10 protein-coding genes and 2 pseudogenes are annotated in these 12,064 nt (G+C 62.2%); 4 read left to right on the top strand and 8 right to left on the bottom strand.

The window, feature by feature from the left end:
• Window positions 1-234 precede the first annotated feature (234 nt).
• Window positions 235-558, top strand: a pseudogene (locus ACE4QZ_RS15740) (HD domain-containing protein); the annotation flags it as partial.
• Between the two features lie 52 nt (window positions 559-610).
• Here the strand turns inward: ACE4QZ_RS15740 and ACE4QZ_RS15735 are convergent.
• Window positions 611-1,807 (bottom strand): IS256 family transposase, encoded by a 1,197-nt coding sequence (locus ACE4QZ_RS15735; protein WP_004575957.1) that lies wholly within the window; start codon window positions 1,805-1,807, stop codon window positions 611-613.
• Between the two features lie 128 nt (window positions 1,808-1,935).
• On the opposite strand from ACE4QZ_RS15735, the pseudogene ACE4QZ_RS15730 reads away from it, so the two are divergent.
• Window positions 1,936-2,280: pseudogene (locus ACE4QZ_RS15730) on the top strand (phosphohydrolase); the annotation flags it as partial.
• A gap of 28 nt (window positions 2,281-2,308) precedes the next feature.
• Here ACE4QZ_RS15730 and ACE4QZ_RS15725 read toward each other — a convergent pair.
• Window positions 2,309-3,472, bottom strand: coding sequence for an AAA family ATPase (locus tag ACE4QZ_RS15725; protein ID WP_028698080.1), 1,164 nt, complete (start codon window positions 3,470-3,472; stop codon window positions 2,309-2,311).
• 145 nt (window positions 3,473-3,617) lie between these two features.
• On the opposite strand from ACE4QZ_RS15725, the gene ACE4QZ_RS15720 reads away from it, so the two are divergent.
• Window positions 3,618-4,103 (top strand): anti-virulence regulator CigR family protein, encoded by a 486-nt coding sequence (locus ACE4QZ_RS15720; protein ID WP_031322262.1) that lies wholly within the window; start codon window positions 3,618-3,620, stop codon window positions 4,101-4,103.
• Between the two features lie 81 nt (window positions 4,104-4,184).
• Here the strand turns inward: ACE4QZ_RS15720 and ACE4QZ_RS15715 are convergent, their stop codons facing one another.
• The 3 genes from ACE4QZ_RS15715 to ACE4QZ_RS15705 form a co-directional block, all read right to left on the bottom strand.
• Entirely contained in the window at window positions 4,185-4,949 is a 765-nt protein-coding gene (locus tag ACE4QZ_RS15715) for a hypothetical protein (RefSeq protein WP_021783170.1), read from the bottom strand.
• Between the two features lie 64 nt (window positions 4,950-5,013).
• Complete coding sequence (locus ACE4QZ_RS15710) at window positions 5,014-6,291, bottom strand: bifunctional O-acetylhomoserine aminocarboxypropyltransferase/cysteine synthase (RefSeq protein WP_021783169.1); 1,278 nt, start codon at window positions 6,289-6,291, stop codon at window positions 5,014-5,016.
• Window positions 6,292-6,373: 82 nt separating this feature from the next.
• Window positions 6,374-7,369: a 5'-nucleotidase gene (locus tag ACE4QZ_RS15705; RefSeq protein WP_021783168.1), complete on the bottom strand. Its 996-nt coding sequence runs from the start codon at window positions 7,367-7,369 to the stop codon at window positions 6,374-6,376.
• A gap of 142 nt (window positions 7,370-7,511) precedes the next feature.
• On the opposite strand from ACE4QZ_RS15705, the gene ACE4QZ_RS15700 reads away from it, so the two are divergent.
• Window positions 7,512-7,997, top strand: coding sequence for a hypothetical protein (locus tag ACE4QZ_RS15700; RefSeq protein ID WP_021783167.1), 486 nt, complete (start codon window positions 7,512-7,514; stop codon window positions 7,995-7,997).
• A 7-nt stretch (window positions 7,998-8,004) separates the two neighbouring features.
• Here ACE4QZ_RS15700 and ACE4QZ_RS15695 read toward each other — a convergent pair whose 3' ends face one another.
• The 3 genes from ACE4QZ_RS15695 to ACE4QZ_RS15685 form a co-directional block, all read right to left on the bottom strand.
• Window positions 8,005-9,000: a D-2-hydroxyacid dehydrogenase family protein gene (locus ACE4QZ_RS15695; protein ID WP_410480090.1), complete on the bottom strand. Its 996-nt coding sequence runs from the start codon at window positions 8,998-9,000 to the stop codon at window positions 8,005-8,007.
• A 110-nt stretch (window positions 9,001-9,110) separates the two neighbouring features.
• Window positions 9,111-10,268, bottom strand: a complete 1,158-nt coding sequence (locus ACE4QZ_RS15690; protein ID WP_021783165.1) for a hypothetical protein — start codon at window positions 10,266-10,268, stop codon at window positions 9,111-9,113.
• Between the two features lie 14 nt (window positions 10,269-10,282).
• Window positions 10,283-11,965, bottom strand: a complete 1,683-nt coding sequence (locus ACE4QZ_RS15685) for an amidohydrolase (RefSeq protein WP_021783164.1) — start codon at window positions 11,963-11,965, stop codon at window positions 10,283-10,285.
• Between the last annotated feature and the right edge of the window lie 99 nt (window positions 11,966-12,064).

Genomic DNA, 12,064 nt, shown 5'->3' with positions numbered 1-12,064 from the left:
GAATACAAGTGCTCCCAGTAACAAACGTGTTGTTGACGGAAATACTTAGTAGCAAGGTGCTGATAGGGCTGAGGAATTACTTTGGCAGTAACATCCTCATTGCAGCACAAGGCTGCTCCTGCCAGTGCTGTACAGGCTTTGAAACCGACATGCAGGCTCTCGGTACTTGCCCAAGGCAGCGTCCGGACGGCACCCGTGAACCCGTGCATTCACCGGAAATGGAACCTACCGAAGATGACCCGCGAAGCGTTTGCCCCTTATCAGTCTCTTGCCACTGACTTGCTGAAGTATCTGCCGTCCGACCAGCGTGATGGCTCCCACGACTTGGCCCATATTCAGCGCGTGTGGGTCAATGCGCACCGGATCCAGCGGGTAGAGGGTGGCGACCTTGAAATCTTGCTTGCGGCGACGGTGCTGCACGACTGTGTGGCAGTGGAAAAGCATTCGCCGTTACGTGGGCAGGCTTCGACGTTGTCGGCGAACAAGGCTGCATCAGCCCTTGCTGAGATGGGCTGGCCGAGTGGGCGCGTTGAGCAAGTAGTGCATGCGATCAGATCGTGTCCCGGGAAGTGGTGTAACTCATCATGGTTCTGGCCGCTGAGTTCGCCGTTTAGTTGATCACGGCCGACAGCTTGGCCTGTGGATTATCGCTGACTGCCTCAAAGGCCTCCAACTGCATGTAACGCCGTTGCAGGCACCACTCGTCGTTCTGCTCCAGCAGCATCGCGCCTACCAGCCGTGTGATTGCAGGATCGTTGGGAAAGATGCCTACGACGTCGGTGCGGCGTTTGATCTCCGCGTTAAGCCGCTCCAGTGGATTGGTGCTGTGTAATTGCTGTCGGTGCGCTTTTGGAAACGCCATGTGAGCCAGCACTTCATCCTCGCAGCCGTCCATGAGTGTCGCGATCTTGGGGTATTTTTCGCGTAGCTGATCAGCGACCAAACGCCATTGCTGATGGCATTCGGCACGGCTGTCCTGGGCGAAGACTGTGCGCAGTAGGGCCGCCACCATGGTGCGCTGACCTTTGCCGACGTGGGCCATGGCATTACGCATGAAATGCACACGGCAGCGCTGCCAGGTCGCGTTGAAGACCTTGGAAACAGCCGCCTTGAGCCCTTCGTGGGCGTCGGAGATGACCAGTTTCACGCCCCGCAAGCCACGTCGCGTGAGGCTGCGCAGGAAGTCTGTCCAGAACGGCTCAGCCTCTGACGGCCCAACCCGCATGCCCAGGACTTCGCGGCCACCGTCGGTGTTCACGGCCACGGCGATTATTACGGCGACCGAGACGATGCGTCCGGCCTCCCGCACTTTGACGTAGGTGGCATCGATCCAGAGATAGGGCCAGTCGCCCTCAAGCGGGCGGTCAAGGAAGGCGTGAACGCGCTCATCGATCTCACCAGCTAGCCGTGAGACCTGGCTTTTGGAGATGCCGGTCATGCCCATGGCTTTGACCAGCTCGTCCACTGAGCGTGTTGAAACGCCTTGGATGTAGGCCTCCTGGATGACTGCCGCCATGGCTTTCTCAGCGGTGCGTCGAGGTTCAAGGAAACCAGGGAAATAGCTGCCTTGGCGCAGCTTGGGAATCTTAAGGTCGACGTCGCCTGCGCGGGTTTGCCAAAGACGATCGCGGTAGCCATTACGGCTATTTGTCCGGTCTGGGCTTTTGACATCGAAGCCCGCGCCGCACAGGCCTTCGACGTCGAACTCCATCATGCGCTGGGCAACGAACTGGATCATTTGCTTGAGCAGATCAGCGTCTGCCCCTTTCTCAACCAACTCGGTCAATGCGATAGTGGGCTTGGTCATCGTGGTTTCTCTGGTGAGTGTTTGGTCTTCGCAAACTCAACGTTAGCCAAGAACCACGATGACCATCCTCTTTCGCCCGCAGGGCGCCTTCGGCTGGTTCAGTTACACCACTTCCCGGGACACGATCTGCGATCAAAACACACAGTTACTCGGCAGGACTCGAACCGCTGACACTTGAGGCCTGCATCCTTCAGGACAGTGACCGGCTTGACGCCATAGGCGCGGTGGGTATTGCCCGGTGTTTTTACGTCTCCGGGCGAATGGGGTCGGCGCTCTATGACTTCGAGAATCCTTTCGCGCAGCAGAGGGCGTACCAGGACGGGGCGTATGCCATCGAGCACTTCCAGACCAAACTGCTCAAGCTCGCCTCGGGCTTTAAAACCCAAGAAGGGGCTCGCCTTGCTGCCGAGCGTCATACCCGGCTTGAAACCTTTCTTACCCAGTTCATGGATGAGATTACCGGGGCCGGTTAGTCATGCCGGGCTCATACCGTCCTTGAATTCAGTCAGCCCAGCGCCACAGCGGCTCATCCAGCAACCCAACCCCCCGCAGCTGGGTTTGCCCTTGTATTTTTTCCAGCTCTAGCACATTGCACCCGTCACAGGCTGCCAGCGCGTTGATTAATGGCGCACTGTGCGATACCACCCAAACCTGGCTACGGCGTGATGCACGAATGATCAGCCGCGCCAAGGCCGGAAGCAGGTCCGCGTGCAGACTGGTTTCCGGTTCGTTCAAGACCATCAGCGATGGCGGCCGTGGTGTAAGCAGGGCGGCCATCAGCAGAAGATAACGCAGGGTGCCGTCCGACAATTCAGCACCCTCGAGCGGGCGCAAAAGACCGTGCTGGTGCAGCCTTACACTGAACAGCCCGCCAGGTGGCGCATTGATCTCCAGACGGCTGCCGGGAAACGCGTCATTCAGCGCTTCCACCAGATCCTCCACATCGCCAATTTCGATAATGGTCTGCAACGCTGAGGCAAGGTTGCGCCCGTCGTGATGCAGTACCGGCGAGCGAGTGCCCAGTTGGGGTTGACGGCAAGGCGCATCACGGTCAATCCGGAAGTGATCGTAAAACCGCCAGCTATTGATGAATGCGCGCAGGTCACCGATTTCCGGTGCCTGGCGGGGCCGGCCGACGATGTTGAAGAAGCTCTCGCCGCTGTCAGCATGCTGATCAAGCACCGCCCAGCTGTTGCCCTCGCGGGCCCGCACCAAGGCGTTCTTGCGCTCGACCAGCAAGGACGAGGGCCGATAGGCGCCAGCGCCCCAGATGGCCTCGCACTTTATTTCGGGGTCGAGCATGAACGCGGTCGGATACGGCAGGGGAATTGGCAGGCCGAGTGTGATGGCAAACCCGAGGTCCTCGGTGGCAAAGCCCAGGCGCAGGCGCCTGGCTTCGCTCGGATGCTGGCCTTGGATGGGCACTTCGCCGCGCCGCATTCGTGCGCTGGTTTCTGGGCCGGCCCACCAGGTCGAATCCAGCCCGCCTTCACGGGCGAGGGCTTCGACCACACCGCCCTGTGCGGTTTCGGCCAGCAGGCGCAGCGCCTTGTACAGGTTGGATTTGCCGCTGCCGTTGGCACCGGTCACCAGGTTGAGTTGGCCCAGCGGCAGGACCAGGTGGTTGATCGAGCGGTAGTTGCCGATGGCGAGGGTAGTGAGCATGCAGTGCTTCCCAGCGTGGACCAGGCGACCGATTGTGGCCGAAGCGTGCCTGCCTTGTCAGCCTCCCTGCTGAGGCTGTTGCAAGTGAAGCAGGCGTGCGCACCGTCTATAGTGTGGGGCAACCTCTCTCGCAAAGGATGCTCACATGGCCAGATCAACAATCATGACAGCCGTTGTCACCTCATTGGCGGTGGCCTTGGCCTCTGGCCCGGTGCTCGCCGACCCGGGTAATGGCAAAGGCCAGGGCCAGGGCCAGGGCCAAGGTCAGGGGCACGGCAAGGGCCAGGCGCCGCACGCCCAGGGCCAGGGCAATTCGGGCGGCCACAAGCAGAGCGCCGGCGGCAATGACTGGCACGGCGGCCCGTCCATCGACCGTGGCGATGTATTGGGTATCCTCGGTGGCCACCGCAACTACTGGAGCCCGGGCCCGGCATTGCCTCCAGGCATTCAGAAGAACCTGGCCCGCGGCAAGCCCCTGCCACCTGGTATCGCCAAGAAACTGGATGGCCGTCTGTTGGGGCAGCTGCCTCACTACGACGGGTATGAGTGGATGCAAGCGGGCGCAGACCTGATTCTGGTCGCCGTGGCGACCGGGATCATCTATGAGGTGTTGAACGGGGCGTTCGACTAAGACCGCAGGTGCGAGCAGTCCGCTCGGTTCCTGCAGGCGCTGGCTGCCTGTGATGGACTGCGAAGCAGCCCCAACGGGCTATCAACGTCGCCGCAACACAGCGGCCAGCCCAATGGTCAGCACCACAGCGCACAGCATGGCCAGCCCGATGGTCACACCAACGCCCCACGTTTCCAGCAGCCCCGCCAAGACCAGATAGAACGCAATCACTCCCACCGCGCCGATCGCATTGCCCCGCACCATCGCCGCCATCCCGGCTCGCCCGCCCTGCACATGGGCGAACACCACCAGTGGCCACGCAATCACCGGAATGGGCGCCAGCATCCCACTGGTCGCCGGGCCCAGCCAACTGGCCAGGCTGGTGGTGATCATCAGCAGGGAAGTGGCAGATACCATGCGCAACGGGATTTCCCAGTGCCGGTGCCGGGGGCGGGCCAAGGTATCAGGTTTGGGCTCGCGGCTGCTGGCGCGGATCAGCACGCCGATCAGCGCCAACGCCACTGCAATCGACAGGTACAGGCTGCCCCAGTGGGTAAAGGCATAGGCCGCCAGGCCATAGAACAGCAACGCCAGCAGTACGGCCACGGCGATGCCGAGTGTGCGCGTGGCCAGCAGGTAGACGGTGTAGGTGGCCTGCACCGCCGCCAGGCCGCCCAGTGCGCCGGGCAACGCGCCCAGGGCGAAGGCCGTGCCCTGTTCCAGGCACAGGAAGGTCATCACCAGCGCCGAGGTGATCGGCAGGCCGGACAGCAAACCGCCTAGCAGGCCGCCCCAGCGCCGGGAGGCGAGGGAGATGGCCCACATCAGCAGGGGGGTGATGGTGAGTTTCAGGTAAAACAGGGTCATTGCGGGTGCATCCAGGCTTGATGAAGGTGCGCCCGCCTTCGACATTGGGTAGGGCGCGGAGGAATCAGCCGCGGCTGGCCTCCAAGGCCTGGGCCAGGTCGGCGATGATGTCGTCACTGTGTTCGATGCCGATCGACAGGCGCACCATGTCCCGTGGCACGCCGGCCTTCTCCAGTTCCTCGTCGTTGAGCTGACGATGAGTAGTGGAAGCGGGATGGCAGGCCAGTGACTTGGCGTCGCCGATGTTCACCAGGCGTACCACCAACTGCAACGCGTCGATGAAGCGCGCGCCAGCCGCTTGGCCACCCTTGATACCGAACGACAGGATCGACGCCGGCTTGCCGCCGGTGTAGCGCTGGGCCAGTTCATGTTCGGGGTGGTCGGGCAGCCCGGCGAACTTCACCCAGGCCACCTGCTCGTGGGCTTGCAGGTAATGGGCGACCTTTAGCGCGTTCTCGGTATGGCGCTCCATGCGCAGGGCCAGGGTTTCCAGGCCTTGCAGGATCAGGAAAGCATTGAACGGCGACAGCGCGGCGCCCGTGTTGCGCAAGGGCACCACACGGCAGCGGCCGATGAAGGCGGCAGGCCCGAAGGCTTCGGTGTAGGTGACGCCGTGGTAGGACGGGTCGGGGGTGTTGAGCAGGGCGAAGCGTTCCTTGTTTTCGGCCCAGGGGAATTTGCCGGAGTCGATGACGATACCGCCGATGCTGGTGCCGTGACCGCCGATGTACTTGGTCAGCGAGTGCACGACGATGTCGGCGCCGTGCTCGAACGGCCGGCACAGCACCGGGGTGGCCACGGTATTGTCGACGATCAGCGGTACCCCGTGGCGGTGGGCAGCTTCGGCCAGCGCGGCGATATCGACGATATTGCCGGCGGGGTTGCCGATGGACTCGCAGAATACCGCTTTGGTACGCGCGTCGATCAGCGCTTCGAGGGCGGCGATGTCGTCATGGGGCGCGAAGCGGGTGTGGATACCCATGCGCGGCAGGGTGTGCGCCAGCAGGTTGTAGGTGCCACCGTACAGCTTGGCCACCGAGACGATATTGTCGCCGGCTTCGGCGACGGTCTGGATGGCGTAGGTGATAGCCGCCATGCCCGAGGCAACGGCCAGCGCGCCAACCCCGCCTTCCAGGGCGGCCATGCGCTGCTCGAGCACGTCGTTGGTGGGGTTCATGATGCGCGAGTAGATGTTGCCGGCAACCTTCAGGTCAAACAGATCGGCGCCGTGCTGGGTGTCATCGAAGGCGAAGGAGGTGGTCTGGTAGATCGGTACGGCCACCGCCTTGGTGGTCGGGTCGGGGCTGAAGCCCGCATGGATGGCAAGCGTTTCCAGCTTCATGCAATCGTTCCTTGAGCGTGGGTGGAAGCGCTCGAGCATGCGGCGGCGAGCGGGCGTGGGTCAAGGGTGTCGCTCTGGCGGTTTATGGCTCGCGTGACAATTCGCAAATTGACAGTTGTTCCTGCTGCGGGTCTGGTGCCTGAGGCGAGCGCACCCTGTTCGCCACCCCGAACGGTACATGCACCATCGGCAGGTTCCCCGCTGGCGATTGCAAGTGCGTGCGCTGGTCGTCGAAAAACACATGTGGCTTCAATATCGACAACACTCTGGGTTTATCCATACCGCCTAGAAAAAAGCACTCATCCGGCGATACGCCCCAATCCTTCAAGGTCGTCACTACTCGCTCATGCGAAGGTGCGTTGCGCGCCGTGACGATGGCAATGCGCAGGATCCGCTGGTACGTCGGGTCTTCGGACAGCTTGCGGTCCTCCAGCATGCGTATCCGCGAGAGCTTGCGGTAAAGGTCTGCCAAAGGCCCCGGCGAATGCGGGGTGCCCTTGTGCACGCGCTCGTGTTCCTGAAAGTCGTCCAGGTTGTCGTTGCGCTTGTACACACTCTCTGCCTCGTCGTCGGCAATCACGCCATCGAAGTCGAAGGCCACCCGCAGCTCGGTGTCGATTTCATCATCGTAGATGCGCGTAGGCAGCACACGCCCGGCAGGGTAGTTGGCGTCGATGGCCTTTTGCACATCTTCCTCGTTGGCACTGAGGAACAGCGAAGCATTGAACGCGGGGATGTACTCGTAGGGCGAGCGACCTGACATGAATGCCGCACGGGTGATGTCCAGCTGATAGTGGCTGATGGAGCGGAACACCCGCAGGCCGGTTTCCGGCGAGTTGCGCGAGAGCAGCACCACTTCCACCGGCAACTGGTCGGGGAATGCCTTGTTGATGCTCAGGAAGCGGCGAATGAACGGCAGCGCCACCCCCCTGGGAAACGGCTCGTCCAGGTTCTGTTCCTGATGTTGGCGGTAGGCCTCGACACCTTGTGTCTGGTAGATGTCATCGGAAACGGAGAGGTCGAACAGCGCACTCGAGGCAACGCCGATGACCAGTTTTTCTTCAATGGGGTAGGGCATGAAGCGGCTCCTGCGAGTGGCTTGAAGGCAAGTGTACGCGCACGTTCTGACGAAAGCCGTCAATTGCACGACTCATCAGTGGATTCGATGATGTCATTTTGATAGCTTCTCGCCCCTTACCGCAGTATCCGGATAGTGATTGATGAACCAGCTACATGAACACGGCACCCTGACTCCACTTGCCGAGGCGAATGGGAACAGGATGCACGAGCCCCACCTTGAGGCGGACGCTTCGACCCTGCGGGCCACCGAACACGAAGCACTGCAGGCCAGTATCGAGGCGCTGAACAAAAAGCTGGTGGCAAGTACCCTGGCCCGCGTGCAGAAAGAAGGGGCGATCCGCAAGAGCCTTGAGCAGTACCAGCAGCAACTGGCCGCCAGCAACCAGGCTCGGGAGGAGCTGTCCATCACGGTGACCACGGCGCTGAAGAAGCTCGTACTGGCAACCAGCGCCCAGGCAGACCGCATGGACAGTGTGGAGACGCGGTTGACCGGCCTGGCCCAGCACCAATGTGGATGCGCGTCGCAGTCAGCGCCCGGTTGGTCAGCGTATCTGGAACGTCATGCCGTGTCATTGCTCGCCTTGGCCGTGGCGGTCTTCACGCTGGGGCTGCACCTGCTTGATTAGGACAACTTCAAGGCTGCGCCGGGTTCAAGCGCTGAAGTGCCAAAGCTTGCGGGTTGGCGACGTTCTTCGGCACCCCTTCGAAAAACGCCAGCACGTTGTCGAAGGCGTCACCGAAGTACAGTTCGTAGCCGTTCTTCTCCACATACCCCAAGTGGGGCGTGCTGAGTACACGTGGGTGGCGCAGCAGTGGATGGGCCGGGTCGAGTAACGGCTCTTCCTCATAAACATCCACCGCCGCATAGCCCGGCCGCCCGGCATCCAATGCCTGCAGTAATGCGCCTGGTGCAATCAGTTCTGCGCGACTGACGTTCACCAGCAAGGCGTCGGGCTTCATGTGGGACAGGTCGTTGAAGGTCACCCCATGGCGTGTCTGATCCGAAAGGCGCAGGTTCAGGCTGACAATATCCGCCTCGGCAAAAAACGCCTCGCGCGAGGCGGCAGCAGAGTGGCCATCGGCTTTGGCTGCGGCGCGGCTGCTGTCGCTGCCCCACACCAGCACGGGCATGTCGAAGGCCTGCGCATAACGCGCCAGGCGCTGGCCGATCTTGCCATAGCCCCAGATGCCCAGCGTCTGCCCGGCCAGCGCCTGGCCCAGGTTGACCTGCCATTGGCCTTGGCGGAAGGCATCAATGGCCGGCACCAGTTGTCGGCGGGCATTGAGGATCAGCGCCCAGGCCAGTTCGGCAGGCGCTACCGGCGATCCCCGCCCCTCGGTCACGGCAATGCCGCGCGCGGTGCAGGCAGCCAGGTCGAGGTGGCTGGACACCTTGCCGGTCTGGCTGATCAGCTTGAGGTTGGGCAGGCGGTCGAGCAAGGCGGCGTCGATGCGTGTGCGTTCGCGGGTGAGTACCAGGGCGTCGGCATCGGCAAAGCGTGCTGCAAGTTGTTCCAGCGTGGCAGGCGGGTGCTCATGAAGGACGCTGACAGCATGCCCGCTCAGCTTGCCGAAGCAATCGAGGGTACGGATTACATCCTGGTAGTCGTCGGGAATGACAATGCGCATGGTGGTCTGGCCCGGGCGGTACAGTGAAGCGTCGAAGATAACCTAACTGGCGGTATCGGTGTCAGATCAGGCTGCAGTCGTTGCACACCATCACCGGCTCATGCGCCCCATCAACCAGCTTCACGAACTGCCCGCCGATGAACCACGCCGGCCACGCACTTCAGCGCACACCCCAACACCACCGCCGTCCCTGCACTGGCAAAGATCATTTCCCGCCCGGCACTCTGTTGCTGCAAGGCCACTAACGCCGGCGCTGCCGCCGCGGCCCCCAGTTGCAGCGCACTGACCCAGGGCGTCAACGTGCCGCGTGGGTCATTGGTGGCAATTGCCCCCATGTAGTAGGTTAGCGCCAGCACCCAGCCGAAGTTCATCAGAAACAGTGCCATGCACAGCTGATCGGCATCATGCGTATAGCGCGCCAGCAGGGTGATTGACACCAGCACTACCAGCGAGCCCAGGCCGATCATAGGGCCACGGCTCACCCGTGCACCCAGCAGGCTGGGCAGGGCACCGCCAGGCAAGCCACCCAGTATTCCCAGCCCGAACGCCCAGCCCACATCCACCGCGTCTATGCCGCGTTCGCGCGCCAACTGTTCGACAAACCCCCACAACGAATAGATGGCCAGCTGCAGGCACAGCATCCCCAGCAGGGCGTAGTGTCCGATAATCGCCGAGCCACCGCCTGGCTGCGCCAGGCGCACGGGTGTTGCATGCTGCAGCCGTACCGGAATGAACATCGCAGCCATAGCGATCAGCACGAACCAGAAACCCAGCGATGCAATCGCCGTGCGGTGGCCGAACTGCTCTGCCAGTTGTGGCAGGCACGTCGCGTACAGGGCAAAGACAGCGGTTTGAATCAGCAGCGACAGGCCGTACGAGCGATCCTGGCCCGGCAGCCGGCCAAGCCCGCTGATCGACCCGGCATACAGCAGACCTGCAGCGATACCACAGGCAAAACGGCACAGAATCAACGTCGACAAAGTGTCCAGCGTAGCGCTGAGGACGTTCAACATCAGCGCTGCAAAGGCTGCCGCCAGGTACAGCCCACGGCCACTCGGGTGACGCCTGGGTATCGACAGCAGCAGGCAACCGAGCAGGGTTCCGCTCATTTCACTGGAAAGTACCCAGCCCTGTTGGCTCAGGTCCAGATGCAACCGCTCGGCCAGCAGGCCGATGAAGATGGGTTGTACGCCAATGATGATCAGCGCCGTGGCGGCGATGTAGATCAACGCGGCACGCAGAAGCAAGGTGTTGTTATTGTTGTGCATGGTCGGGTCCGGGGTCAGGCGCGGGGCAGGGTACCTGCGTCGTGGGTGATGCGGCCGTTCATCACGGTCAGCGCTACTTCGGTATTGCCGATCTGGTAGCGGTCCAGTTCGAACAGGTCCTGCTCCAGCACGATGATGTCGGCACGCTTGCCAACGGTGATCGAACCGATTTCCCGTTCCAGGCCCAGTTGGTAGGCACCGTTGAGGGTATAGGCGGCGATCAGTTGCGGGATGCTCAGGCGCTCGTCGGCATCGGGCATCACAGGGGCATCGGGTTCGCCACTGAGCTGGCGGGTGTGGCCCGATTCGATGTGTTCCACCGGCTTGTGCTGGCATCGGCATTGGCACACCAGGCCGTCCATGCCGATGGACACGGTCACACCTTGGTCGATGAAGCTGCGGAATTTGTACATCGACGCCCAGCGCGGGTAGCCATAGGCCTGCTGGATGGCCTCGGCGTAGGCGTCGACCACGCCCCACTGCAACTGGGTGTTGGCCATGACGCCGATACGGCGAAAGCGCGGGATGTCGTCGGGGTGGGTGAGGAAGGCGTGAGTGATGACGTGGCGACGGTCGCGGGGCGGGTTGCTGGAGAACGTGCGCTCAAACACGTCCAGCGCCATGCGCACGGCGGCATCGCCCACTGCATGCACCATCACGTCGATACCGAGGGCGTCGGCCTTGCGTACATGGCCCTCGAACACTTCCTCGGGCATGGTCGTCGAACCGCAGCTGTGTGGCTTGTCGCAATAGGGCTCGAGCAGGAATGCGGTGTGGTTCAGCTCGGTCCCGTCCAGCATCAGCTTGAGGGTCTGCGCCTTGACCAGCGGCGAGTCGTAGCGTTCGCGCAGGGCCTGCAGCCGAGTGACCGGGTCGTCCTCGGTGCCCATGTTGATGTAGCTGCCGACTACCCGCAGTTTAAGGCGCTCCTCACGCTCCAGTTGCTGCAAGGTTTCATACAGCAGCGACTGGTCGCCGGCGGGGTCGAGGAAACCGGCATCGAATACTGTGGTAATTCCGGCCGCCACCAGTTTCTCCTGCCAGAAGGGGATCGAGCGCAGGTACAGGTCGATGCCTGTCGGCAGGTAGCCGGCTTCGCTCAGGCGTTGCATCAGTAGCGAATAGGCGGCGCAGTCAATGATCAGGCCCGTGGGCTCGCCGGTGATCGGGTCCTTTTCGAACCAGCTGGCGCCTTCTTCTACCGCCGGGGTGTTGCGGTCGATGCCGGCAGCGTTCAGGGCGAAGCTGTTGACCCACATGGTGTGATAGTCGGTGGACAGCAGGCACACGGGCTTGTCCGGACAGATGGCATCCAGTACTTCGCGGCGCAACATGTGCCCAGGCATCAACGGCTGGATCCAGCCCATGCCGGTAATGGCTTTTTCAGAGGGGTTGGCCTCGACGTAGGCCTTGAGCAGGGCCAGCACCTGTTGTGGGTCTGTATGGTTGACCAGCGCCTGAAAGGCAAAGGCGGTAGAGGAAAAGTGCCAGTGAGACTCGACGAAGCCCGGCAGCACCAGTTTGCCGCCGGCATCCAGCAGCCGTGTGGCAGGGCCGGCGTATGCCATGACGCTGCCGCGGTCGCCCACGCAAACGATGCGTTCGCCGCAAATGGCCACCGCCTCGGCCCAGGGCCTGTGCGGGTCGACCGTGTAAATGCGGGCATTGTGGATGATGAGGTCTGCGGCGGTGGACATGGCAACTCCCGGGGTCAGAATAGAACATTAGTTTTGAGTTGATTAAAACCTTTAGTCAATAAAATATTTTTACGACACAGCTTTGCGTTATGCTGGGCG

The organism is Pseudomonas sp. DCA-1 (assembly GCF_046523955.1).
Lineage (GTDB): Bacteria > Pseudomonadota > Gammaproteobacteria > Pseudomonadales > Pseudomonadaceae > Aquipseudomonas > Aquipseudomonas putida_Y.
Note: the sequence above shows the minus strand (reverse complement) of the source record. Positions and strands in the feature narration are given on the sequence as shown.

Coding starts and splice junctions, on each gene's coding strand:
- ACE4QZ_RS15685 (WP_021783164.1), bottom strand. CDS start 11,965: ATGTCCACCGCCGCAGACCTCATCATCCACAATGCCCGCATTTACACG.
- ACE4QZ_RS15715 (WP_021783170.1), bottom strand. CDS start 4,949: ATGACCCTGTTTTACCTGAAACTCACCATCACCCCCCTGCTGATGTGG.
- ACE4QZ_RS15710 (WP_021783169.1), bottom strand. CDS start 6,291: ATGAAGCTGGAAACGCTTGCCATCCATGCGGGCTTCAGCCCCGACCCG.
- ACE4QZ_RS15690 (WP_021783165.1), bottom strand. CDS start 10,268: ATGCACAACAATAACAACACCTTGCTTCTGCGTGCCGCGTTGATCTAC.
- ACE4QZ_RS15735 (WP_004575957.1), bottom strand. CDS start 1,807: ATGACCAAGCCCACTATCGCATTGACCGAGTTGGTTGAGAAAGGGGCA.
- ACE4QZ_RS15700 (WP_021783167.1), top strand. CDS start 7,512: ATGAACCAGCTACATGAACACGGCACCCTGACTCCACTTGCCGAGGCG.
- ACE4QZ_RS15720 (WP_031322262.1), top strand. CDS start 3,618: ATGGCCAGATCAACAATCATGACAGCCGTTGTCACCTCATTGGCGGTG.
- ACE4QZ_RS15705 (WP_021783168.1), bottom strand. CDS start 7,369: ATGCCCTACCCCATTGAAGAAAAACTGGTCATCGGCGTTGCCTCGAGT.
- ACE4QZ_RS15695 (WP_410480090.1), bottom strand. CDS start 9,000: ATGCGCATTGTCATTCCCGACGACTACCAGGATGTAATCCGTACCCTC.
- ACE4QZ_RS15725 (WP_028698080.1), bottom strand. CDS start 3,472: ATGCTCACTACCCTCGCCATCGGCAACTACCGCTCGATCAACCACCTG.